23 protein-coding genes and 1 tRNA gene are annotated in these 23,423 nt (G+C 49.2%); 8 read left to right on the forward strand and 16 right to left on the reverse strand.

Annotated features, from left to right (window positions below; all coding sequences use genetic code 11):
- Positions 1 to 2 precede the first annotated feature (2 nt).
- The 3 genes from gatD (at position 3) to MPF33_06700 (ending at position 4,260) form a co-directional block, all read left to right on the forward strand.
- Positions 3 to 1,328 (forward strand): Glu-tRNA(Gln) amidotransferase subunit GatD, encoded by a 1,326-nt coding sequence (gatD, locus tag MPF33_06690; protein MCI2414915.1) that lies wholly within the window; start codon positions 3 to 5, stop codon positions 1,326 to 1,328.
- Positions 1,321 to 3,213: a Glu-tRNA(Gln) amidotransferase subunit GatE gene (gatE, locus tag MPF33_06695; protein MCI2414916.1), complete on the forward strand. Its 1,893-nt coding sequence runs from the start codon at positions 1,321 to 1,323 to the stop codon at positions 3,211 to 3,213. The genes gatD and gatE overlap by 8 nt, the downstream gene beginning before the upstream one ends.
- Positions 3,214 to 3,318: 105 nt before the next feature.
- Positions 3,319 to 4,260, forward strand: a complete 942-nt coding sequence (locus MPF33_06700) for a hypothetical protein (GenBank protein ID MCI2414917.1) — start codon at positions 3,319 to 3,321, stop codon at positions 4,258 to 4,260.
- Here MPF33_06700 and MPF33_06705 read toward each other — a convergent pair.
- From MPF33_06705 to MPF33_06720, 4 genes are all read right to left on the reverse strand, one after another.
- The gene (locus MPF33_06705; GenBank protein ID MCI2414918.1) at positions 4,253 to 4,624 is read right to left on the reverse strand and encodes a transcriptional regulator; all 372 of its coding nucleotides are present in this window, start codon (positions 4,622 to 4,624) and stop codon (positions 4,253 to 4,255) included. The genes MPF33_06700 and MPF33_06705 overlap by 8 nt on opposite strands.
- A gap of 47 nt (positions 4,625 to 4,671) precedes the next feature.
- Positions 4,672 to 7,176 carry an adenosylcobalamin-dependent ribonucleoside-diphosphate reductase gene (locus MPF33_06710; protein MCI2414919.1) on the reverse strand — a complete coding sequence of 835 codons (2,505 nt, stop codon included), beginning with the start codon at positions 7,174 to 7,176 and terminating at the stop codon, positions 4,672 to 4,674.
- 378 nt (positions 7,177 to 7,554) lie between these two features.
- Positions 7,555 to 7,629, reverse strand: a tRNA-Arg gene (locus MPF33_06715).
- A gap of 1 nt (position 7,630) precedes the next feature.
- A complete protein-coding gene (locus tag MPF33_06720; protein MCI2414920.1) occupies positions 7,631 to 9,493 on the reverse strand; it encodes an arginine--tRNA ligase in 1,863 nt (620 codons plus the stop codon).
- A gap of 53 nt (positions 9,494 to 9,546) precedes the next feature.
- Between MPF33_06720 and MPF33_06725 the strand changes: the two genes are divergently transcribed.
- Both MPF33_06725 and MPF33_06730 read left to right on the forward strand, forming a co-directional pair.
- Positions 9,547 to 9,741: a hypothetical protein gene (locus tag MPF33_06725; GenBank protein MCI2414921.1), complete on the forward strand. Its 195-nt coding sequence runs from the start codon at positions 9,547 to 9,549 to the stop codon at positions 9,739 to 9,741.
- Complete coding sequence (locus tag MPF33_06730; protein ID MCI2414922.1) at positions 9,728 to 10,108, forward strand: hypothetical protein; 381 nt, start codon at positions 9,728 to 9,730, stop codon at positions 10,106 to 10,108. The genes MPF33_06725 and MPF33_06730 overlap by 14 nt, the downstream gene beginning before the upstream one ends.
- A gap of 8 nt (positions 10,109 to 10,116) precedes the next feature.
- Here the strand turns inward: MPF33_06730 and MPF33_06735 are convergent, their stop codons facing one another.
- Positions 10,117 to 10,419: a hypothetical protein gene (locus MPF33_06735; GenBank protein MCI2414923.1), complete on the reverse strand. Its 303-nt coding sequence runs from the start codon at positions 10,417 to 10,419 to the stop codon at positions 10,117 to 10,119.
- 121 nt (positions 10,420 to 10,540) lie between these two features.
- On the opposite strand from MPF33_06735, the gene MPF33_06740 reads away from it, so the two are divergent.
- The gene (locus MPF33_06740; GenBank protein ID MCI2414924.1) at positions 10,541 to 10,894 is read left to right on the forward strand and encodes a hypothetical protein; all 354 of its coding nucleotides are present in this window, start codon (positions 10,541 to 10,543) and stop codon (positions 10,892 to 10,894) included.
- 10 nt (positions 10,895 to 10,904) lie between these two features.
- Here the strand turns inward: MPF33_06740 and MPF33_06745 are convergent, their stop codons facing one another.
- Positions 10,905 to 12,581 (reverse strand): thermosome subunit, encoded by a 1,677-nt coding sequence (locus MPF33_06745; protein ID MCI2414925.1) that lies wholly within the window; start codon positions 12,579 to 12,581, stop codon positions 10,905 to 10,907.
- A 126-nt stretch (positions 12,582 to 12,707) separates the two neighbouring features.
- Here MPF33_06745 and MPF33_06750 point away from each other — a divergent pair, with 126 nt between their 5' ends.
- Entirely contained in the window at positions 12,708 to 13,412 is a 705-nt protein-coding gene (locus MPF33_06750; protein ID MCI2414926.1) for a hypothetical protein, read from the forward strand.
- Here MPF33_06750 and MPF33_06755 read toward each other — a convergent pair.
- From MPF33_06755 to MPF33_06775, 5 genes are all read right to left on the reverse strand, one after another.
- Complete coding sequence (locus MPF33_06755) at positions 13,360 to 14,139, reverse strand: hypothetical protein (protein MCI2414927.1); 780 nt, start codon at positions 14,137 to 14,139, stop codon at positions 13,360 to 13,362. The genes MPF33_06750 and MPF33_06755 overlap by 53 nt on opposite strands.
- Before the next feature lie 10 nt (positions 14,140 to 14,149).
- The gene (locus tag MPF33_06760) at positions 14,150 to 14,476 is read right to left on the reverse strand and encodes a hypothetical protein (GenBank protein MCI2414928.1); all 327 of its coding nucleotides are present in this window, start codon (positions 14,474 to 14,476) and stop codon (positions 14,150 to 14,152) included.
- A gap of 179 nt (positions 14,477 to 14,655) precedes the next feature.
- Entirely contained in the window at positions 14,656 to 15,372 is a 717-nt protein-coding gene (locus MPF33_06765) for a replication initiator protein WhiP (protein MCI2414929.1), read from the reverse strand.
- Between the two features lie 73 nt (positions 15,373 to 15,445).
- Positions 15,446 to 16,498: an ATP-NAD kinase family protein gene (locus MPF33_06770; GenBank protein MCI2414930.1), complete on the reverse strand. Its 1,053-nt coding sequence runs from the start codon at positions 16,496 to 16,498 to the stop codon at positions 15,446 to 15,448.
- Positions 16,476 to 17,099 carry a winged helix-turn-helix domain-containing protein gene (locus tag MPF33_06775; GenBank protein ID MCI2414931.1) on the reverse strand — a complete coding sequence of 208 codons (624 nt, stop codon included), beginning with the start codon at positions 17,097 to 17,099 and terminating at the stop codon, positions 16,476 to 16,478. Before MPF33_06775 ends, MPF33_06770 begins: the two co-directional genes overlap by 23 nt.
- Before the next feature lie 26 nt (positions 17,100 to 17,125).
- On the opposite strand from MPF33_06775, the gene argF reads away from it, so the two are divergent.
- A complete protein-coding gene (argF, locus tag MPF33_06780) occupies positions 17,126 to 18,046 on the forward strand; it encodes an ornithine carbamoyltransferase (GenBank protein ID MCI2414932.1) in 921 nt (306 codons plus the stop codon).
- Here argF and MPF33_06785 read toward each other — a convergent pair.
- Genes MPF33_06785 through thrC form a run of 5 tightly spaced genes read right to left on the reverse strand, consistent with a single transcriptional unit; the run spans position 18,039 to position 23,402 of the window.
- Positions 18,039 to 19,262 (reverse strand): Nre family DNA repair protein, encoded by a 1,224-nt coding sequence (locus MPF33_06785; protein ID MCI2414933.1) that lies wholly within the window; start codon positions 19,260 to 19,262, stop codon positions 18,039 to 18,041. The two genes, argF and MPF33_06785, sit on opposite strands and share 8 nt — an antisense overlap.
- On the reverse strand, positions 19,225 to 19,875 hold the full coding sequence (locus MPF33_06790) for a PHP domain-containing protein (protein MCI2414934.1): 651 nt from the start codon (positions 19,873 to 19,875) through the stop codon (positions 19,225 to 19,227). The genes MPF33_06785 and MPF33_06790 overlap by 38 nt, the downstream gene beginning before the upstream one ends.
- Positions 19,872 to 20,918 (reverse strand): aspartate-semialdehyde dehydrogenase, encoded by a 1,047-nt coding sequence (gene asd, locus MPF33_06795; protein MCI2414935.1) that lies wholly within the window; start codon positions 20,916 to 20,918, stop codon positions 19,872 to 19,874. Before asd ends, MPF33_06790 begins: the two co-directional genes overlap by 4 nt.
- Complete coding sequence (locus MPF33_06800) at positions 20,906 to 22,234, reverse strand: aspartate kinase (protein ID MCI2414936.1); 1,329 nt, start codon at positions 22,232 to 22,234, stop codon at positions 20,906 to 20,908. The genes asd and MPF33_06800 overlap by 13 nt, the downstream gene beginning before the upstream one ends.
- Entirely contained in the window at positions 22,221 to 23,402 is a 1,182-nt protein-coding gene (gene thrC / locus MPF33_06805; protein ID MCI2414937.1) for a threonine synthase, read from the reverse strand. Before thrC ends, MPF33_06800 begins: the two co-directional genes overlap by 14 nt.
- Positions 23,403 to 23,423 lie beyond the last annotated feature (21 nt).

Raw genomic sequence — 23,423 nt, forward strand, 5'->3', positions numbered from 1 at the left:
AAATGCCTCTTGAAAGTTATAAAGGTAAAGCCCTGGACGTGTTATCTCAAATTGGGGCTGAAATAGGGGACATTATTGAAATAGAGAAAGAGAAGGTGAGGGTAAAGGGCATATTGATGCCCTCATATTCCAAGGACGACGACATCGTGGTCGTAAAAATGGACAACGGCTATAACGTGGGAGTGTCCGTGGAGAACGCCAGCGTCAAACTGGTGGAAAAGAAGGGACTTGGCAAGCCCTTGACGGGAAAGGGAGACAACAGGAAAGGAGAGGTCAAAATAATAAGCACTGGAGGTACCATAGTGAGCAAGGTGGAGTACGAGACAGGTGCCGTTAGGCCAGCCTTGACCACTGAGGAAATAGTGCAGTTCCTACCGGAGATCAACGAGATAGCGAAGGTGTCGTCTGAGATACTCTTCAGTATACTTAGCGAAAACATGACGCCGGAGAACTGGGTGAAAATAGCCGAGTCAGTTAAGAGGGCCTTTGACGAAGGTAGCTTAGGCGTAATTGTAACCCACGGCACCGACACCATGGCCTACACGGCGTCAGCGTTAGCTTTTTCGTTTAAGGGCCTTCAAGGCCCAGTAGTCCTAGTTGGTTCCCAAAGAAGCAGTGACAGACCAAGTAGCGACTCCCCAATTAACCTACTCAGCTCTGTTATCCTCGCTAAGAACGCCCCATTTGGGGAAGTAGTCGTGAACATGCACGGCGAAAGCTCAGACACTTACACCCTAGCACACAGGGGAGTTAAGGTAAGGAAAATGCACACCAGCAGGAGGGACGCCTTCCAAAGCATTAACGACAAACCCCTCGCTAAGGTGTTCTGGAGGGAAAGGGAGGTGCAGCTCTTGAGGTCGGACTTCTTCCCTAAACGGGAGGAGAGCGTACTTGACTCAAAGTTCGATAGCCGGGTCTTTCTCCTCAAGTACTACCCCGGAATGGACCCCTCTATCGTTGAGCACCTAGTTGAGGAGAAAGGTGTAAGGGGGATCGTAATAGAGGGGACTGGACTTGGACACACGTCCACTCAGTTCCTAGAACAGTTCAAGAAGGCGTCAAGGGAGGGAGTTTTCCTGGGAATGACCTCCCAGTGTCTCTTTGGGAGGGTCAACATGAACGTCTACACTACTGGAAGACTTCTCCAGCAAGCTGGAGTAGTCCCGCTGGAGGACATGCTTCCGGAAGTGGCTTTAGTGAAGCTGATGTGGGTCTTGGCCCACGAAGACGATGTCGATAAGGTCAAGTCGCTCATGTTAACTAATATGGCTGGAGAAATAAACTATAGACATTCGGTAGACTTTTACCCAAGGTGGAACCATGAGTAAGCTCGACTATAGATCCCTTGGATTAAAGGTAGGGCTTGAAATTCACCAGCAACTCGACACTCAGCACAAGCTTTTCTGTAACTGCCCTACGTTACTCACCGAGGAGTACAAGGCGACCCTGGAGAGGTACTTGAGGCCAGTCATGAGTGAAATAGGCGAAGTGGACGTAGCAGCGCTCTTTGAGTGGGAAAAGGGGAAGAAGTACGTCTACAGGATACCAGAGAAGAGCAGTTGTCTAGTGGAGTGCGACGAGGAGCCCCCGCACGAGATGAACAGGGAGGCTGTAAAGATAGGCATAGCGATGACGCTGGCGTTCAAGGGCAAGGTAGTCGATGAAATCTATGTAATGAGAAAGGAAGTAATAGACGGGTCAAATACCTCCGGGTTCCAAAGAACGTCGATTGTAGGACTAGGGGGTTCAATCCAAGATGAAGAAGGAGAAGTGGTGATACAGACTGTGGCCATAGAGGAGGACGCGGCGAGGAAAATAGAGGACATGGGGAAGGAGGTAGTTTACAACTTGGATAGACTTGGTATACCTCTAATAGAGATCTCGACTGCGCCTGACATACATTCCCCCGAACAGGCTAAGAGGGTGGCCTTCAAGATAGGGCAGATGTTGAGGCTGACCGGAAAGGTGAAGAGGGGTCTAGGGACTATAAGGCAGGACTTGAACGTTTCCATTGCCAGAGGAGTTAAGATAGAGATCAAAGGTGTGCAAGAGCTCGACTTGATACCAACGATAATCGAAAACGAGGCTTTGAGGCAGTACAACCTACTTAGGATAAGGGACGAGTTGAAGAGGAGGGTAACCAAGGACGAAGTATTGGGGAACTTCGATAAGAGGGACTTGACGGACCTCTTCCAGGGGTCAAAGAGCAAGGTAGTCCAGAACACGCTGAAGTCCGGGGGAAGGGTTTACGGCATCAAGGTCAAGGGGTTCAAGGGCATATTTGGATGGGAAGTCATGCCGAATAGGCGCTTTGGCACAGAAGTGGCGGACTACGTTAGGGTCTTGGCAGGTCTGGGAGGAATATTCCACTCAGACGAGTTGCCTAATTACGGCATAACAAATGAGGAGGTCAAAAAGGTCAAGGACGCCCTGGGCGTAGAGGAGGGCGACGCCTTCGTACTCATAGTGGGACCAAGGGAGAAGCTGGAGAAGGCGTATGAGGTAATAAGGGACAGGGTACTTTACGCTTTTGAGGGGGTACCCAAGGAGACAAGGGGGGCACAGGAAGACGGGACTACAAGGTTCCTAAGGCCACAACCGGGCTCTGCAAGGATGTACCCAGAAACGGACATCCCTCCAATAAGGGTAACAGAGCAATTGCTCGCTGAGGCAAAGGCCTACATACCGCCTTCTCCTGAGGAAAAGCTGAAGAGTTTGGTGGGACTAGGACTCGGAGAAGAGCTAGCTAAGCAGATTATAAATAGCCCAAGGTTATCCCTTTTCGAGGAGCTTACAAGGAAGTACTCGCCCAAAGTACCCCCAGTGGTTATAGCGACAACAATCGAAAACACCGTCAAGTACGTAAAGAGCAAAGGAGGGAAGACAGAGCTCATTACTGACAACGTCATAGAGGCGGTGATAGCAGGAGTATACAGCGGTGTAATAAACAAGGACTCGATCCCGGAGATCCTGCTGGAGTACTCGCTAGGTAAGGGAACAATTAACGAGTTGATTTCCAGGTTCTCTTCCATAAGCGACCAGGAGCTGGAGAAGATAGTCAAGGCCACAATTCAAGAGAACCTAGAGGAGATCAAGAGGAAAAAGGACAAGGCCTTTAACCTAGTCATGGGAAGGGTAATGGCGAAGGTCAGGGGAAAGGCAGAGGGAAAGAAAGTAGCTGAGTTAATAAAGAGGGAATTGGAGAAAATATAAAGGTGAGGAGTTACCCCCGATCCTGAAAGGTGACGAAAAGGCATTTGTCTGACGGTGTAAGTTTTGCTCCCTGACTTTCTACTTAGTATCCTGTTTTCAAACAAATTGGAGAGCTTGAGGTTAGACGACGAAGATCTGTCGGTAGAGCAGTTGCCCCAACTGCTTAAACTTTCGGGGGTTAAGGAGGTATACTGGAGACTAAACTCCAGGATCGTTGGCCCCGATGGAACATGCATCAGGGCCAAAGGAGAGGGAGACGAGGTGATTGTAAAGACGCCATTGAAAGTTAAGAGTATACCGTGGAGCTTTGGCAGACTCAACGAGAGAGCCCTCGTTAGCCTAGTCCAAGACCTAATACCTTCTGGGGAAGGGGAAAGCTACTTAAACCCCTCCCCTTGGCCTAGGGGGAGCCTAAAGCCAGGGGAAGTGATGGCAGAACGCAGGGAAGAAAGGGAAGAGTTACAGAATTCCCTGAGCGTGGACACCAGGTACTTCAACCCAGACTTTGTCTACCTAAACCCCTTTTTCATCGAGGTCTCGAAGGAACCTGCAAACTCCCCTTTCGTCTGTGTCGAACTGGAAGAAGCCTTTTGTTTCGTCTCCTCCTCTCCGATCGAAGTAAGCTTTGAGAACGGAAGGATGAAGGCAGAAGGAAAGGGGATTTTAATGGTAAGGGGGAACAACTGGAGGGAGGTGAAGCCTTACAGGCTAAGCTGGGATCTCTCAAACCCTCTAGTAAGGCTGGACTTTAAGCCCAAGTACAACGTGAGCCTCTACAGATTGGAGCCAGCTTCTATAGTGCCCTTTTTCCTTGACTACGCTCAGGGAGATCTAGCCTTAGCTTTAGTCAACTTGTCGGAAAGCCCAGTGATTTCCACGGTATACGTTACCGCCAGGATCACTGAGGCTGAAGTAGTCGACGAGAACGAGAAGGTAGTCCCAGAATTCGACAGAGTAAGGATACCGTTTAGAAGGTGGGGAATCCACATCGTAAAGCTGAAGGTTAGGAGGTTAATGGAACAGTACTTGAGGAAAAGAATCATTTAATTAAGGCGTAGTTTTCATACATGCAAGGTAGAACTTCCATCCCACTCTTCTTTAGGGCCCTCTTTCCCTCTGAACAGAGTATGCAATAGTAAGTCGAGAGGTTGTCAACCTTGTTGCTTGCCAGCCTATCTACGAGGTCGTTGACCATACTCATTAACCTCTCGTCCTTTTCTATAAGCCCACGTATACCAGTCCCCCTCCTCTTGTTCACGTAGTTTGCTACGGCAGCTGGGGTCAGTCCCATAGCGTTAGCTGCCCTATATATGGGCATCCCCTTCTCAGTGACCAGCTTCTCGGCAATTATAGACCTCAAAGCCGGCAGTATCTCTTTAACAGAAAACTCGCACGGTAATGTAAGAGACATGATCTTCTACATTTTAAAAATACGTGTTAGAGTATAAAAAAGTTTTTTTATAACTCGCAGGTCTTACATCCGCCAGCGTAGTTCTCGCTCACTTCCACGTACTTCTCCATCCTCAGGGAAGAGGGGAGTAGCTTGCCCTCCTTCTTCTTCTCCAGCTCCTCCCTCTCCTTCTTTATGCCAAAGTAGATTACTTGCTGGGACTTGCTCTTGTCCCTGTACACGGTTATGCCCTTTATCCCCATCTTCCACGCCATCAAATACACCCTCTCTACAGTCTCCGGGGGCTCCTCGGACCTCAAGTTGATGGTCTTTGAAGTCCCGGAGTCGTTCCACTGTTGCCAAGCACCCTGGTGCAACACGTGGTACTCTGGAGGCACTTCGTGGGCAGTCCTAAACAGCTTGCGGATAGTTGCGGGCATGAAGGCGTTGTCACCTACCATCCCGGTCTCAGCCACCTTCTTGACGACCTCGGGGTTGTCGAGCTCGTACTTCCTCAAGTACTCGAGGAACAGGGGGTCTATCTCCATGAACTTCCCGACCGCCACGTTCCTGATGAAGGCTAGGGCGAAGAGTGGCTCTATAGAGGAAGAGGTTCCTGCTATGATAGAGATTGTCCCTGTCGGGGCCACGGAGACCACGGCGGCGTTCCTCAAGCCGTGGGTGAGCCTCTCCCCCTTGAGCTTGGAGAAGTCGAGGGCTTCCACGGCCTTGGTGATCTCCCTGACCTTGGCGGATGGTCTATCTCCTATACCTGCGATGGCCAACAGCTCCTCTAAGGGCTTAGCGTTCTCCCATATGTCCCTGTAGAGCCTAGCGTCGTAACCGGGGAAAGGCCCCTTCTCCTTGGCCAGCTCTATTGACGTCTTCAAAGCGTGGTAATAGATGAACTTGGCGAGCTGGTAAGATAAATACACGGCATCGACGCTGTCGTAGGGTATGCCCAGCTTTATCAGCATCCTAGCGAGGCCCATGACCCCTAGACCTACTTTCCTGGTCCTCTTAGTGGCCTCCTCTATCTGCTTCAATGGGTAGCGGTTGGCGTCTATGACGTTGTCCAGGAGGCGTACCGCATAACGGATAGTCTCAGCGAGGCCATCCCAGTCAACCGTGGGCTTGCCGTTTACCTCCTTCACGAACTTCTCCAGGTTTATTGAACCCAAGTTACAGCTCTCCCAGTGCAACAGTGGTTCTTCTCCACAGGGGTTCGTGGCTTGTATTTTCCCAAGGTACCAGGTTGGGTGACCCCTGTTTATGGTGTCTATGAAGAGCAGTCCTGGGTCACCACTGTCCCAAGCGCCCTTTACTATCTCGTTGAAGAGAGTTCTAGCATTCACCCACCTAGTGATGGCACCTTCCTTCTCTGCTATAACTAGTGCCTCATCCACTGTGATGATTTTGCTCTCGTCCAAGTAGACGCTACCCTTCTCCTCTAACTCGTTCAGAACTACTTCTTGTACCCACTCCTCGTGCATGTAGTTCCTGGCCTTGACTATGTAATAGTCGTGGTCGGTGCCAGGGACTTTGGTCTTCCTCGGCGTGATGAGGGGCACTTCCTCCCCCTTCTCCACCTTCTCCATGAAGTAGTCGTAAACTCCCACGGAGATGTTGAAGTTCTGGAGCTGGACGTCCTTCAACTGCCCGGTCTTGGCGTGGATGAAGTCCTCTATGTCGGGGTGCCAGACGTGCATGACGCCCATGTTTGCCCCCCTCCTCTTCCCTCCCTGCTTCACCACGTCGGTGGACACGTCGAATATCTTCATGAAGGACACGGGCCCAGAGGCAACGCCTGCAGTTGAAGCGACAATGTCGCCCTTTGGCCTCAACTCGGAGAAGTCAAAGCCAGTGCCCCCTCCCTGCTGGTGCACTAACGCCATTGCCCTCAACGTGTCGTATATCCCGTCCCCTTCAGGGGACGTCATGGAGTCCCTCACAGGCAGTACGAAGCACGCCGAGAGTATCCCCAGCCTGGTACCGCTGTTCATTAACGTGGGAGTGTTTGGCAAGAACTTTAGGTCGCTCATTATCTCGTAGAACTTCTCCTCCGCCTCCTTCACAGCCTTCTCGTCCTTTCCGTACCTCTCCTCGACCTTTGCTAAGAAGGAGGACACTCTCCTGAACATCATCTGTGGGGTCTCAATGTACCTCAGCGTGTTTGGGTCTTTCAGTAAGTATCTGGCCTCTAGGACCTTGAGGGAGTTATAGGTGAGCAACAAGTCCTTCTCGTTGAACTGCTTCCATCTACCCTTGCCGAAAACGTGGTTGTATATCCTAGCGAGGACGTACCTCTTAGCGAGATCCATTAGCTCAGGGTGCTCTAAGGAGTTCTCCACCAAGTTCCTCTCCACGATGTCGGCTATCGTCCTCGTGTCTATTACGTTGTCCTTGGCAAGCTGGAGGACGTCCTGTGCTATGCCGTCCATCACCTTGTCTGGGACGAAGCCGAGCTTGTTTAGTATCTTCTCGAACTTAAACTCCTCCTTTCTACCGTCTCTCTTCAGTACGAAGAGCTTGTTTAGAGTTGCTAAGCTAATGTTAGCTAGCATTTGAATCAAATAATATTTATCAGTTTACGCTAAATAATCTTCTCCATATGACTGGTGGTATGACCTTTTCTCCGTACAAGTTAGAATAGTAAGCAGCAGTAGTACTGGTTACTCATAAATAGATACATGATTTATATATAATATTGATTTGGGGAAAAATCTATAATATACGGATAAAAATCTTGAGAAGCTTAACCGCTAATGGACGTTTAATTAACTTCTTAACTATCAAAAACTTAACCAGTGCTCTGAGTAGCCATACTTGTAAATGAGGATTAAAAGGATGCAGATGTGGGAAAACTCCTGGACAAATATTTGATGACAGATAAAATTATTCGTTTCTGCTTTCCCATTTATTACCTACGTAAAATCCTTTATGGAGGTATGCGGACCCGCCGGGACTCGAACCCGGGACCTTGGGCTCCGGAGGCCCACGCTCTGTCCTGGCTGAGCTACGGGTCCGTTACATCTTAGTCAAGGGTTTTATACCCAAAGATTTTAAACCATTTCTTAGCACTGTCTCTACTCCCTTTACGAGGAATATCCTCGTGACCCTCTTCTTTTCGTCCTTCTCTTGGAGCACTCTCTCCTTATCGTACCACGCGTTAAAGAGGTCTGAGAACTGCCTCAGGAAGACCGTCAGTACCTCCGGGCTCATGTCATCTGCTGCCTTGGCGAAGACCTCGGGGAACCTAGCTATCATCATGAGGATTTTCCTCTTCTCGCCCACCAGCTCCGAGGGGTCAACGTTACTTACATCTAGGCGATCTGTTACCTTAGCTAGTATGTTGTAGGCCCTGGCGTAGGTGTACTGTAAATAGGGCCCGCTATTCTCCTCCAAGTTAGTTACCTTGTTTACGTTGAACGTAACTGGTTTGTTAGCTGACACGGACACTATGGCGTACCTTATTGCTGAGTTAACTATCTCGTCTAGCTCCTCCACGTTGCCCTTCTTCTCCCTGACCTTTGCCTCAACGACCTCCTTTACTTTCTCGTACACTTCATCAAAGGAAACGTACCTCCCTAACCTCCCGCTCATCCTCATGCCTTGGAGGCTCACCATTCCGTAGGAATAGTGGATCAAGTTCTTAGCGTGCTCCGGGTATCCGAGCAGGTAAAGCGTTGCCCTCAGTTGCATTTGAGGTACTGCCTGTTGCTCGGCTATTACGTTTATCACGACGTCTGCCTTAAAATCCGAGAATTTCTTGAAAGTGTAGGCGACGTCCCTTAAGGTGTACAAGGTCGTCCCGTCTGACCTCATTAACACTAACGGCGGTAGCTCTAGTCCTTTCGGTATCCTGAGCTCCTCCTTGACTGACTCGTCTACAAAGTTCTCTAGATCCAACGCCCAAGTGCCCTTGTAGTTTACCCTAGCCCTCGAGTCCATTGTCTCCTCGAGCACCTTCTTGACGTCCCCGTTCCAGAGGAGGTCGCTCTCATAGTCGAAGACGTCAAAGGATATTCCGAGCTTTCCAAGGCTTTCCATAAAGCCCTCTAAGGCGTAGTTCACGTATTTCCTTACTATCTGTTTAGTCCTTTCGTCCCCCCTCTCATACCTTTCGATTATGTCGAGGATCACCTTCTCAGGGTCCTCTTCCTTCATTATGCCGTCAGAGAGTACGTCAAAGTACTCCTCGTTCCTCTCCCTTAGTCCTTGTGCCACAGCAACTAGCTCGTCCCTCTTGGATATCTTTTCCTTGTACTCGCTCTCACTAGCGTTCTTTAACTCCTGGGTTATCTGCCTTATCTCGAGGATAACGTTGGTCATGGCGTAGATTAGACCTAGCCACTCGTCTTTTTTTACCCCAGCAGATGGCTCTGGGTAGTTCAGCTTGGATAGCCCATATATGAGTATCGCCACCTGCCTCCCGCTATCGTTGACGTAAAACCTCGAGTTCACTAGGTGCCCCCTGGCCCTTAGAAGTCTGACTAAAGTGTCCCCCAGAATAGCGTTCCTCAAGTGGCCTATGTGCAAGGGGTGTATTGGATTGGCACTAGTGTGCTCCACCACTATCCTCTTTGGCTTGTCCACCTTCTCTAGCCCGTAGTCCTCACTTAAACTGGAGAAGACGCCGTTAAACACGCTCACCTCGTCTAGATTGACGTTTATGAAGATGCCGTCCCTCCTGAAGGACTTGACGTACTTACCCCTACCGCTAACGTCAACGTTGAGGTTCCTCGTGACAGACGGCAGAGGGAGCGAGAGGTCTCCTAGTCCCTCCTTTGATGGGTATTCTATGTTATTAAAGACTTTTTCCTCCTCGACGTTAATAACCTGCGATATTACCTTGGCCATCTCCCTCTTTGCTTCCCTTATTACGTTCACATGTGTAATAGGGTGTGTAGCTTTTAATTCTTTGCTAGCTGAAGTTGTAAAACATGAAAGTCGCGGACGTGTTGGTGGTGGAAAACGAGGGGCAGAAGGTAAACGATGAGAAAATAAGGGAAGTGATCGAGAGGGTAAGGTCGTCGGTGGACAACGTTATTATCACGAGAGTCCACCTCCCTGGCTCAAAGGACGAGGAAGGGCTATTGGGCATACACCTCATAGTGAGAGACGTTGCAGAAGCGTGAAGTGTGCCCCTATTACAAGAACGGCTACTGCACTTCACCTATGCTCGATACTCCGTCAGACAGCGTAGTTAGCCCCCAGAGGTGCTTTAAGACATACAAGGGCTGTAGGTTTTACGTTGACAAGGGAGAAGAGAAACAAGGTCTTGAAGTGTACGACGAGGAAAGGATAGAACAGGAAGTGAAGTTTTATCCTAGAGTAAACGTCTTGATGGAAAAAGTGGACAGCGAATGTCAGTTTTTCCAGTTATTGAGGACAAACTCGGGTTTCATTGCTTATTGTAAAGTCCTGGGGAGGATCTTGACTGAAAGCTCCGCTGAGCTGTGCGGCAAATACTGGCAAAAATGCCCAATAAGGGGTATTGAATAATAGAAGTCTTACTCGGTACCTAGCTTTGCGTATCTACCGTCTTCCAGTAAAGTTACCTGCCCTTTTTCGGAGAGGCTGGCTAAAGCCCTCCTTATCTTGTCCTCACTGGCAATACCAGACAGCTTACTGTGTAACTCCTTCAAGTTCATTGGCTTCTCCGACAAGAGGTCCAACAAGATCTGCTTTAGCTCCTCCTCGTTGGGAGCGGTCATTACAACGACGTCCTTATCTGAGTAAACAACCTTCAGCTTACTCTCTACTTCCTCTGTGTCTTCGGTATCAACCTTCTTTCTCCTCTTCCTAGCACTCATTATAGACACTATGATAAATATGTAAAATTTACTTTTAAATGTTCATTAAGAGTTTCGAAGCATCATTATATTGAAGTCTTTTATACACGATAGGTAATAAAACATTAATAGGCGGATTGGATTGGACCAGCCAGATTTCCTGAGGCACGTGGCGAGCAAGGTATTAACGCCCAACACCCTCGACTTAAAGAGGTTGGATGACGTGAGGAGGTTGCTCGCCAACGCCGAATCCAAGTACAAGTTTTCCTCTTATGGAGGAGACCCAAAGAAGTTAAAAGATTACCTCTTGAGCTCCGAGTTCACAGACCTCGTTCTGATCATTGGGGTAGAGTTGGCCAAGAAACTCCTCCAAGAGGTGATAAGCAGTTACACTGACCAGGAAATCAAGTCTGCTGCGGAGAAAGTCCTCCAAGAAATTGACGGTTATAAAGACCTTGAAGGATCGGACACTGTCGTGATGTATAAGAAGTTCTAAAAATGAGGTCTTAGCTTAGGGAGGGAGTGGGGGAAGAACTCTCTTCTCCTTCTCCCTTCTTCTCTCCTTCCTTCTTCTCGCTCTTGAGCTGGGAAGCTGCAACTAAGTCGTCTATCTTCAATATGGAAGTGGCCGCCTCAGTAGCGCTCTTCAGTACTTGCCTTGTTACCCTTATGGGCTCTACCACGTTAATTGAGTACATGTCGTCAATTATCTTTCCGTTAATTACATCAACGCCAGCGTTTACTAGCCCTTTCGCGTGCCTCGCCCTCATCTCCATTAGGGAGGACACGGGCTCTAGGCCTGCAGTCTCGGCCAAGATTACAGGGATCTCCTCTAACGCCTCAGCGTAGGCCTCGATAGCTAACTGCTCTTTCCCTCCAACAGTCCTGGCGTAGTCCCTTAGCCTCGCTGCGAGCTCTAGCTCTACAGCTCCTCCGCCGGGCAGGATATATGGCTCCATTAGGATGTTCCTTAGAGCGTGTAGGGCATCGTTAATGCTCCTCTCGGCCTCGTCTAGGGCCATGTCGTTGGAACCCCTCAGCAAGATGTTCACGGCCCTCGGGTTCCTCGCCCCTTCAATGAATACCATCTTGTCGTTACCTACCTTCCTCTCCTCCACTAGCTCAGCGTAACCGAGGTCCTCTGGCGTGGCGTCCTTGATGCTACTTATTATCCTAGCGCCAAGTGCCTTCTCCAGCTTCTCGATGTCGCTCCTCTTCACCCTCCTAACCGCTAGGATTCCCTTCTTGGCGAGGAAGTGCTGGGCTATGTCGTCAATTCCCTTCTGACAGATCACCACGTTAGCGCCAATTGACGCGAGCTTGTCGACCATCTCCTTGAGGTACTTGGCCTCCTCGTCTAGGAATGCCCTTATCTGCTCTGGGCTAGTTATGCTTATCTTAGCTGAGATCTCTGGCTTCTCCACCTCTAGTGCAGCGTCAAGTACGGCTATCTTTGCCTTTTCTACCCTCCTTGGCATCCCCGCGTGCACTACTTCCTTGTCAAGCACTATACCGTGGATGAGCTGGCTGTCCTCAATTGTCCCTCCCTTCTTCTTATCGATCTTTATCAAGTCAAGAGGAACGTTATAGCCTCCGGTTGGCAAAGGCTCTGCTACAGTGGTCACTGCGTCGATAACTATGTCCATTACCTTGTTGAGCTCGCTCCCCTCTGCCATGAACTTGCTGGACATAGTGGTGTAGGTTATCTTCTTTAGCGCCTCCCTAGCAGCTGGGGACTTTAGGTCACTGAGATCGATCTTAGTAGCTATCTGTGGCAAGAGCTCCACTGCCTTGTTAAAGGCCTTCTTGAACCCCTCAATGATTATGGTTGGGTGAATGTTCTGGTCAAGCAGGTTTTCTGCCTTCTCGAGGAAGAGGCCAGCCAACACTACTGCGCTGGTCGTTCCATCTCCCACTTCTGCATCTTGGGCCTTTGCTGCCTCAACTAGAAGCTTGGCAGCGGGGTGCTGTATCTCCATCTCCTTGACAATTGTCGCACCGTCGTTAGTTATCGTCACGTCTCCGAAGCTATCGATGAGCATCTTGTCAAGTCCCTTTGGACCCAAACTTGACCTCAGCATCTCGGCTAAGGTCCTTGCCGCTAGTATGTTGTTCCTTAGCGCGTCCCTACCGGTAGACCTAGAAGTACCCTCTTTAAACAGTAAGACTGGAACGGATGCCATTTTACGACACCTTTTCTGGAGACCTTTAGTATCGCTTATATATAAATTTTTCTTTATTTACGTCGTTAAGATTAGGGACATCTCTGGATCTAACTTTTTAATTTACAGGGTAAAAATAAGGAGGTTGTGCTCTGCATAAAGTGCAATAGATTTGATGGAGAGGTAAACGTTAGCGGGAAGTTGCTCTGCGTTCAGTGCGCTAGGGACGAAATCGTGAAGAGAGTTAGGAGGGAGCTGTCGTCCACCGGATTCCTGGAGAAAGACGACAGAGTACTCCTAGCTTATCCCACCTTTTACGGAAACGTGGCAGTCCTAATAAAAGAGATCGTGAGCAGAATATGTAAGGGATGTAACTTGACAATCGACGAATTGAAGGTGGAACCTAAGGGAGACATAAACGAGACATTATGGTCTCTATTTAAGGAAGTTTTTGACCTAAACTACAAGAAGGTCATTTTGCCCTTAACAGCCGACTTCTTCCTGTCGTACTTGATATACTCTATCTCGTCATTAAACCACGGGTTCCTGAGCTACTATGACCTAGTCACGGAGTTCAGGGGAGTGAAGTTTTTTATTCCCCTCTTCTCCACTCCGTTACAGGAGCTTAAGGGGTTCTCTGAAATAACCGGGGAGTTAAACACAAAAGACGAAGTTTTAGATGAAATATTGAAATGGTCCCACAAGGAGTTCCAAGATAACGAAATATTCCACACATTCTTGAACTCTTTGACTATATTCTCTGGAGAGAGATGTAAAATATGTGGAGCTTACGTAAGGCCTAACGAGGAGTACTGCCAGTACTGCTTAAGGCTTTCTTCTCAGAAGAGCTGAGCACTATCTCAAAGAAGAGTGCCCCAGGCTCGGGCTTAAACTTAGAAGGAGGGACAACTCCTGTGGCGGTGTAGTAAAAGTAGCCTGTGCTGAGGATTTCCTTAAAACCCTCTGGATCCAGGCTGCTGTAGTCCTTCAAGAGGCCTATCAGGTCTATCTGGGCCTTCACCTCTTTCATGCTTATCTCGTAACCGCATACCCTGCACGTGAAGTCTGGCATTATCGAGTTGAAACCGCACTTAGTACACTTTATTGGAGACCTTATTCCATAGGTGTCCCACTCGTACCTGAGGATGTCCACCAAGTCGCTTCTACCTCTCTTTACTGCCTCCTTATAGAGCTGGGGAGCTAACGCTACTATTCCTTTCTTGGTGTTGTAGACAACGAATTCTAGTTGCTCGTCGGTCATCTTCTCAATTTCCCTTATCCTCACAAGCTTCATAGCTAAGTACTCCATGAATCCATCTCTGTTGGCCAATAGCCTGTTCACGATGGTCGAAAGTTTCGGCTTACTCTTGACTTGACCCACTGCAGCTATAAAGGGTTCCTTTATGAGCTCCTTGTACTCGTCCCTCTCGAGCTGTAAATTGGAAATTGAGAGGGCGGTTACAGCGTCGTCTAGGTACTCGTCCAGTAACTTCTCAGGGTCCACATACTTGTCCTTGTTTGGCTTCTTCTTGCCCTTCTCGGCCTTGTCCTCCTTGACGTCAGCCTTCTTCTTGGCCAACTCCTCCACATTATACTGTTTGAGCCAAGTCTAAGAAATCTAGCGGAAGTATCTTCTTTTTCGCCGTTAGCTCCTGGTACTTATCCTCAAGGAACTTCATAAAGACTGGGCAGTTGTCGTACCTCCCTTCCCTAGTACACTTGTTCGCTAGGTCTAAGAAGCAATTAGAGGTCTTTTTGTCGTAATATGGACATACCTTGTAGTAGGTTTTAGCGCTCTTCACCATCTTCTCTATCCATATTCTCTTATGGTCCTTTTTCTCGGCCTCTTTCTCGGCCTTGGCAAGGGCCTTATTTATTTCCTCTTCTGACATCTTAACGGACTTATTTGAAGACAAGAATTCTCACCTTATACCCTATTTTCAGGATTTTGTATTATATACCTTGCTACTCTTACCTTATTAAACACTACTATACGGGGCCGTAATTTTTTGTCAGAAGAGTAAATAGAGTTTGTATAATCTAAACCTTAGCAACAACAAACACGCAATTCTTCACAAAACCAAAGAAGTAGATTTTAGCAGTCCTCTAGCTTCTTCTTGACAACTTGGGAGAAACCAACCCTGAAACCCAACTTGGGGTCGTTGTATAAGTAGACGATCCTCTTAGTCTGAAGCCCCCTCAATACCTTGAACAGCCACGCTGGATCCGCTTTGTACTCCTCCTGCAACTGGTCCAAGTATACGTATGTGGAGCCCCATTGTTTGTACCTAGATATTAAGTAAATTAATATTTCCCTCTCATCCTCATCTAATTTTTGAATGATTTCCGATAGACAAACCGTTGGGTCTCCTTTTTGTTGTTTCTTGATAGCCTTACTGGTTTTGTTGTCAATAAACGACAAAACTTCCTTGGCCTCTTTTGTCTCGTCTTGTCCCTTTTTGTTGTTTATTGGTTGATTAACAGGATCGATGAGCTGTTTAGCTATTGCCAGCATTTCCTTGAACCTAGAGTTGGAGTAGGAATCGATGATCGCCTTGGCCAAGTTCTCGCCATCTGGAGTTAAGTACCACCTGCCTCCCTCTTGGTAGACGAGGCCCTTTTTCTTCCAGTAGCTCAAGTAACTGCTTATGTACTTAGTCTCGTAACCTAAGTTCGTGGCTATCTCAGAAGTCCTCAAGGGCCTCGCGTGTAGGAGGACAACAACTGCCTCAATCAGTTTGGACCTAGGAGAACCCCTTAGGTAGGTCTTCGAAAGGTTCTCTGCAACTTCGTCGATAGCCTTGTCTCCCATCGCCAATATGTTTTCGCGAAGTTTTAAATGCTGTACCAAAATGGGCTTGTGTGTTAGCGAAGTAATATTTCTCTCATGTATTACTGCACGTTTTCACTGGCATAAACTCATTGTAGCCTACGATCACGTTGTAAACCCCCTGGAGGAGTCTGTCCACCTCCGGGTCCCCAGTGTCAATCCTCAAGCAGTCTATGCTCCTCAGCTTTTCCCTTGAAGATACAACTATGATTCCTTTCTTCCCCACTCTCTTTAGTACTTCAGGGCCTATCTCTTGGTTCCCTCTACCTATCAAGAACCCTTGACCACCGATAGGCGACAGGATCACCTTTAACTCCCCGGTTAAACCAATCAAGTCAAAGTAGCTGACCCCGGCCTTGACCAGCTTCTTGCCTAGGAATAAGTCAGTAGATAGGAAATTAGTAAAGTAACCTAGCCTTTCCTCAATACTTTTTACAGTTTTTCCTGGCCCCATAGCGTAATATACGTTATCCTTTATCATGTCTATTACAAACTCCGAAATGTCGTCGGTGTCGGAAGAGGAGTACTCCTCCTTGCTCGGGGTTAACAGATTCCCTGAGGATATTGTGCTAACTACGAAGAAGAGTTTGACCACGAAGTTCCCCCTTCTGTACTCCTCCTCGTCCACGTCCAAGACTTCAGCTTTGACCACCCTCGCGTTCCCCTGGACGTAATCGCGTAGGATCCTTGCTGCGGCTTCTGGAGTTGTAGCAAAGACCCCGCTGTGCATCTTTACCCCTGCTGGTATTCCGAGAATGGGCAGGTTCCTAGTTAGTGCTCCCGCTACGTCTCTAGCTGTCCCATCTCCTCCCACGAAAGTTATTACGTCTACTACGTCCTGAAGGATCTTCACGCTAGCTATCGTGTCTTCCCTAGTCGAGTTGTCCCTGCCGGCGTCAATGACCTCGTAATCGAAGTCTGTTCCTCTGAAGTAGACTTCCCCCATCTTCCCTCTTGGGACAAAGTACTTAACCCTGAGGGCGAGGTTGAGGAACCTCTTTACCCTAAAAGGCACCTCCGGGTTCTCAACCCTGAGGTCGTCACTGCCCTTCCTCCCGATCCTCCCGCCTGATCCCGCGTAAGGGTTAACTAGAAACCCGACCTTCATATTTTACCAAGTTCACAGCAACCTTATATGCGATGTACTTGTTCTGAGGGGTAACGAAGACTATTAGATCCTCTGGGACACAAGTGGGACAGCTTTCCCTTATTTCCTGTAAGAGGTTTCCCATGGAAAGTTCGTCGGTCTTAGGAGGGAGTTCTATGCCCTTGTCTGTGACAACAGCGATCAGCGTAGACTCGGCGCCGTTCTTGATTATGGCGTCCCTGAGGTTTATGATCCCCATCCTTTCTAGGATCTTCACGCCCCCACTAATCACGATCTCCATGGTGTCCCAGTTGATCGAGTTTAACCTAGCCGAGTGGATCGAAACTGCCCTTTTCCACTCCTCTACCGCCTTTTTACCCAGTTCGGTGAGCTCTGCCCCGCCCACTTTGTCAACCTTGATAACGTTTAGCTCCCTCAACCTCTTCACTAGCGTCTTTGTGGGCGCCTCAGAGAGGTCTAACCTCTTCATTATGCTCATCCTCCCTATGGGCTGTTCCTGCATTATTATCTCCAAGGCCATTACCACGTGGGCCTCATCGTACTTTGGCTTGTTCCCCTGCCTAGCCTTCACGGCCTCCTCTGCGATCTCTAGGATATCCATATTAATCCCTAATTCCATGAAGGTTTATGCTCAAAGGTAAAAATCTGTTATGCCTACTTGACCTAGAGAAGGAGGAGATAGAGAAGATAATGGACGCCTCCTTTTTAATGAAGCACTTTGTGTACTCCAATTCCGTTCCTAAGCCATTACAAGGTAAGAGGGTTGCCCTTATCTTCGAGAAGCCGAGCACTAGGACTAGGGTCAGCACGGAACTGGCTGTCAATTTACTGGGTGGTTACGTGATAGTGCTAAACAAGTCGGAGATACAGTGGAGCAGGGGCGAGCCGGTGGAGGACACCGCCAGGGTTCTGGGCAGAATGGTGAACGGCATAGGGGCGAGGGTCCTCTCCCACGATAGCCTTGTAAAGTTGGCAAGTTTCTCAGGCGTCCCCACCATAAACCTCCTGAGTGACCTCTCCCACCCCCTTCAAGCCCTAGCTGACTACATGACAGTTAGGGAGAAGTTCGGCGGGTACAAGGCTATAGCCTTTGTAGGCGACGGGAGCGACAACGTGCTGGTCAGCTTAATGGCCTTCGCCTCAAAGATGGGCCTAGAGCTGAGGGTCGCGTCACCGCCTGGGCTGAGGCCTAGGCCAGACATATGGAAAAGGATAGAAGAGGAGGCGGAAAGGTCTGGTGCAAACATAGAGTTCTACGAGGATCCCTACGAGGCTGTTAGGGGAAGTTACGTGGTATACACTGACGTGTGGGTGAGCATGGGTCAGGAAAACGTGGCCCAGCAGAAGAAGGAGATACTAAAGGACTACAAGGTGACGGAAGACCTAATGAGGTACACTGCCTCTGGGGGAATATTCATGCACTGCCTACCCGCTGTGAGGGGAGAAGAGGTGGAGGCAAGCGTAATAGACGGCAAGCGGAGTGCTGTGTGGGATCAAGCTGAGAACAGGCTCTACACGTCAATGGCGGTGTTCTCCTTGCTCATTTGAAGAAGGAGTCTATGGTCTTTTGGGCCAGCACAGAGCGGATGGACTTTACCTCCGTCAAGTTAACTTTTCCCCTTATCCTGGACTGGACGAACTTTATCGCCTCCTCGACTGTGTCGAAAGTAGAGACCTTGTTCTCCATGGCCTTCCTTACCGTTTCCCTAATGTGCCAGTTTCCAAGTGGGGCGAAGTACTCGGGAGTTATCTCCCTGATAATGATCACCCCTGCGCTCCTCCTCATCTTGCTTAGGTACTTCAGGACTGAGGTCCTTGCAGCAATGTACCCCCCGTCCATGAAGTCGTACTCCCCCCAGAAGTTCTCCCTTAAGTCTGAGACCACGAGCTCGCTGGACCAGAGGCTCAAGGGGTGCCATATCTCCATCCACGTCACGTTATATGCTGAGGGGTAAAGGATGACGTGGAAGTAGTTGCCCAAGTACTTTTGATAGTATACCTCAACTTTGTCTACAGACTCATACCCCCTTACCTCCTCTAGGAGTTGCTTCCCTATTGCGGAGTCCACGGCGGTAATTGCCCACCTAGTGGGGACCAGCCTCCTGTTCTTCTTCCTGCCTAAGAGACCTAGGGACATAGCGTTGATTATCTTGTACACCTCTTCCCCAGAGGAGTAGAGTTCCCTCACAGCCTCCTGGGCGTTCACGTCGTCGAAGATGAGCCTATCGAATGCTTTCGACAGCTTGGGGTTGTCAACTACTTTGACGTCCTTGGCCAGTACTGAGGGGCCTCTTGGCATCACGTAGCCGTCAAAGCGCAACTTTGCCTCTACATTTCCCTCTATCAAGCTCTCTGATCCCACCGGCGTATGAGAAATAGCAGTTAAGGCTATCTCCTTGTCGTAAAGCTCCCACACGTCCTTTACTTTAGCCTTTATTACGTTAGAGACAAGGGACGCGCGGTATGATATTATCTCGTTTATGGACTTTCTTCCCCACCACTCCCGTGGATTCTCGTACTCCTTCGCCTCGTCTCCAAAGACCCCAGGCGGGAGGTTAAAGGACAGGGAAACAGTGGGATAGCCCTTCTCTCCTACGACGACGCTGGGGGGAGTTGCGCCGTCAAGCCTTTTTGACTCGAGGTCTATTCTAAGCGTAGTATTTACTACTGCCCTAAACCTCTCTAGAATGGGGCAGGAGCTCAACCCACAGAGGAGCTTTTTCCCCTTACACCTCACGCACAGCTCTGCGGGTATTTTTCTCAAACAGCTTCCTCTGTATATACCATTCCGCGATCATTATTTTAGCCTTTACGCTGAGCCCTATCCCTATGGGCTTAGACCTCCTACTTCTCAAGGCCTCAAGGACTTCGTCCACATCGAATCCCTCCACTTCCACTTGGTTGTATGCAGAGCCTATTGCCTCCTTTACGTGGGAGTCGCTGTTTGCTAGCCCGAGGAGATGTAGGCGTTCTGAGGCCTCCTTTGCCTTTGCGTTGGCCCAGCTGGGTGCCTTTGAGTTAAAGACCTCTATTGCGTTGAACTTGTACTCGTACAAGTGATCCCCTATTCCCTTTCTAAATAGATCGAAAGGGTGAGATGGGAAGACGAAGCATGAGTTTTCCTTGGCGTAATCAACTAGCTCCCCAATTTCCCTCGGAGGAGAAGGGGGAAAGCTACACAGGATCACCACGTGTCCAAACCGGGTAGTGACCTCCTGGCCAGGAATAACCTTTCCCTTTACCCTCTCTATTCCTCTAGAGGTGTCGTGGTCGGTAATGGCTAGGTATATGCCCTTCTTCCTGGCGTACTCCACTATAGTCTCGGGGGACTCTTTTCCGTCGCTGAAAAAGGTATGAACGTGGAGATCTACCCTCATATGTACCCTAGCTCTCTCATTAGCTCTACAGTGAGTATGGTTATTCCTGCTGCCCCCCTAACTAGGTTGTCTCCCAGCACGACGAACCTCAGGACGCCGTTCTCAAACTTGAACCGCCCTACGTGGACTTCCATCCCGTTTCCGGTCTTTAGGTCAATCTCTGGCTGTGGCCTGTCCTCCTGCTCGTGGAGGACGATGGGCTTGGCTGGGGCAGTTGGTAGACCCCTTTCTTGGGGTAACGACTTGAAGGAACTCAAAGCCTTCTTTATCTCCTCCACTTTTCCCTCTTCAGTTATCACGTTGACCACGCCCATGTGGCCCACCTTCGTAGGTACCCTAGTCGAGGTGATAGTGGCGTCTATGCCGGCTGGGACTATTGAGTCCTCCTTTAGGCTACCCAGCATTTTGTTCATCTCCTTTGGTATCTTCTCCTCCTCTCCCTTAATGTAAGGTATGACGTTGTTCTCTATGGACATAAAGGAGAGCCCGTTGTAACCAGCACCGCTTACTGCCTGAAGCGTGGTAATTATGACCTTGCCCATGTTCAAGCTCTTTAAGATAGGCTTGAAGGGAATCGACAAGATCGAGGCGGTGCAGTTGGGGTTCTTGACTAGCAACCCCTTCCAACCCCTCTTCGACCTCTGGGTCTTTAGTAGCTCCAAGTGTTCCCAGTTTATCTCTGGGTTGATAAGGGGCACTTCTGGATCCATCCTAAATGGGCTAGCGTTGGACACTACGACCTTCCCCTCCCTGACCAGCTTTAGCTCTACGTCCTCTGCTAACTCGTTGGGAAGGGCCGAGAGCACCACGTCTACGTCCTTGTGGTCTTCTGGATTGGTGGACACAATCCTTAGATCCCTTATGCTCTCTGGGATCTCCCCTCCTTCAACCCACTTTACCGCCTCTTGGTATTTTCTACCTATTTTTGAGGGCGAAGCGCTGACCTTAGTTAGCTCAAGAAATGGGTGAGGTGCCAAAAGCTTTACCATCTTTTGCCCTACCATTCCGGTAGAGCCAAGTAACGAGACCCTTATCTTGTCCATTTTAGCACAACCTCGTGTAAATCTTTAGCTAGGTTTAAAGAGTCGTCTTTTTTCACTATAAATGTAACGCTCACGTTGTTGAGCCCCCTGGATACGGAGATCACGTTGTAGTTGGACGCCTCCCTGAGGACCTCCCTGTATACTTCCTTGAACTTGAGACCGCAACCAACTACGTTAACCGCGTCCACGTCTTCGAGCTCCACTCTTTCCACCTCAGGCAACTCCGTTAGCCTCTTGGAGAGCAGTTCAGCGTACTGCGAGTTTACAACTAGCTGTATCGTAGTCTCTGAAGCAGGCTGTGAGATGGACACGATGTTTACTCCAGAGTCCTTTGCTTCTTTCATTACCTTGGCTGCAGATCCAACCTTTCCCACTATGTCCGTGCTCTCTACAGTAACGAGTTTTAGCTCGTCCACCACCGCTATGCCCTTTATTCCCTTATCGTTGCTGCATTCCCCCTGCACGACTGTGTAACCCTCGTCGTAGAGGCCCTCAATTATAACTTGAACGTTGCTGTTCAACAGGGGCTCGAAGGTCCTCGGGTGGAGCCTTTTAGCCCCCATCTGCGAGAGCTCTATTGCCTCCTCCAACGACAGCCTCTTTATGGTCACAGCGTTTGGGAACTTCTTGGGGTCTCCGGTCATTATGCCGGGCACTTCCGTGATTAGCCTTACCTCTTCTATGCCCGTCAACTTCCCAAGAACAGTTGCAGTGTAGTCGCTACCTCCTCGCCCCAACGTAGTATACCTGTTGTTCTCGGTCTTCCCTATAAACCCTGGAACAACGACTACGTTGGCATTTAAGTCCAAGATTTTCTTTACCTCTAACGCGGAGAGCTTCTCTATGACCTTAGCGTCCCCAAAGTTGTTGTCCGTGACAAGTGGAGGCTCGGGGTACGCGATTGACTCTATCCTAGAGGAATTGAGGGACGCGTTAAGGACTATTGTGGCCATCCTCTCGCCGAAGGACAGGATGTAGTCCCTAACCCTCGGCGTCATCTCGTCGAGTACCCTTATTGACCACGCTATTTTAAAGAGTTCGTCGGCGAGCTTGGATATCTCCCTGAAGGCTTGTTCAAACGCGGACCCTTCAGTGACCTTAGAAAGGAGTTTGACGTGCTTGTCGTAAATGTCGCTGACTATGTCTACTGCCTTGTCCCTGTTCTCTGTGGCTGAGATCAGCTGGTTGGTTACTCCCTTTAGGGCTGAGGTGACCACTATGGTCTTTCCTTTAGCGTAACTCCTTATTTTCTCCACGATCAGCGAGAAGTCCCTTTCGTCCTTCTGTATAGAACCGCCTATTTTAACGACTGGCACTTACCTCACCTAATATGACCCTCTCAATCTCCTCCGGATTGAGGGAGACTATCCTCTTGTCTTGCCTTAGCATTGCGTCGGGATCCTTTAGAGCGTGACCGGTTAAAATTAACGCCACCTTGTCTCTCTTGTCTAGAATCCCCTCCCTCAATAGCTTATCGTACCCGGCCAAGGACGAGGCTGACGCTGGTTCAGCTCCAACTCCCTCATTTCTGGCCAACTCCTTTTGCGCCTCCATTATCTCGTTGTCAGAGACAGTTATTGCGTAACCCTTAGACTCCTTGATTGCCTTCATCGCCTTCATCCAGTTAACCGGCTTACCTATCCTTATGGCAGTGGCTATGGTCTCGGGGTTTTCCACGAACTCTGGCTTGTCAAGCCCCTTAATGATCGCGTTGGCGATTGGGGAAGCCCCCTCAGCTTGAACGCCTATCATCCTGGGAACCCTATCTATGACTCCAGCCTCCATGAGCTCCATGAAGCCCTTCCATATGGCGTATATGTTCCCAGCGTTGCCAACTGGAACTACTACTGCGTCTGGAACACCCATGTCTTCCACTATCTCGTAGGCAATGGTCTTCTGCCCTTCAAGCCTCCACGGGTTAAACGAGTTTAAGGGGTACACTATGCCAAGTTCTCTATAGATCTTCATTACAGAGCTCATGGCAACGTCGAAGCTTCCGTTTACCTCTATTATTGTGGCACCGTAAAGTACTGACTGGGCGAGTTTGCCTAGGGCAACCTTGCCTTTGGGCAAGAGGAGGAAAATCTTTAGCCCTGCCCTCGCTGCGTAAGCAGCGGCAGAGGCAGCAGTGTTGCCAGTTGAGGCAGCTACTACTACCTTGTGGTTCGTGTTAACGGCTGAGCTGATGGCAACAGTCATGCCCCTGTCCTTAAAGCTTCCCGTGGGGTTGGCTCCCTCGAACTTGTAGTAAACTTCTCCCCTTTCCCTTGACTTTATTAGAGGAGTACCTCCCTCGTTCAGCGTTATAACTTTGTCATATTTTCCGGGAATAGCTTCCCTATACCTCCAGACCCCCCTCCCTCTTAAGTTGGAGAAGGAGAAGGACTTGAGCTTTACGTTTATTTCCAGTATTCCCCCACATTTGGGACAAGTTATAATCCTTTGATCAAGGGGGGACTCATAGCCACAGCCCAAACACCTCATAGAGCCTTCTAGGCTGTTTCC

Source organism: Candidatus Aramenus sp. CH1, from assembly GCA_022678445.1.
Taxonomy (GTDB): Archaea; Thermoproteota; Thermoprotei_A; order Sulfolobales; family Sulfolobaceae; genus Aramenus.